At 77.3% G+C, this 295-nt stretch carries 1 protein-coding gene; it reads right to left on the minus strand.

Annotated elements, in window-relative coordinates; genetic code table 11:
* On the minus strand, positions 1 to 295 hold a 295-nt coding region (locus B4L36_RS04980), incomplete at both ends, for a hypothetical protein (RefSeq protein WP_292953276.1).

The following is a 295-nucleotide window of genomic DNA, read 5'->3' on the forward strand; positions in this document are numbered from 1 at the left end:
AGGCCGAGGAACAACGACTGGCGGCCGAACGCGAAGCCGCCCGGGAGGCTCGGCGTCAGGCCGCCGAACAGGCGGCCCGCGACGAGGCCGAGGCCAGGGCCGCAGCCGAAGCGCGCCAGGCCGAGCAACGGCGGCAGGCGGCCGAAGCGCAAGCCCGCGAGGAAGAGCGCCGCGCCGCAGCCGAAGCGCAGGCGCAGGCGCAGGAACAGGCCCGCCAAGAACGGCAACGCCGCGAGGCCGAGGCCCGCGCCGCCGAGGAACGCCGCGCCGCCGAGGCAAAGGCCGAGCAAGAGCG

The organism is Paracoccus sp. UBA889 (assembly GCA_002294185.1).
In the GTDB taxonomy this organism is placed as follows: domain Bacteria; phylum Pseudomonadota; class Alphaproteobacteria; order Rhodobacterales; family Rhodobacteraceae; genus Paracoccus.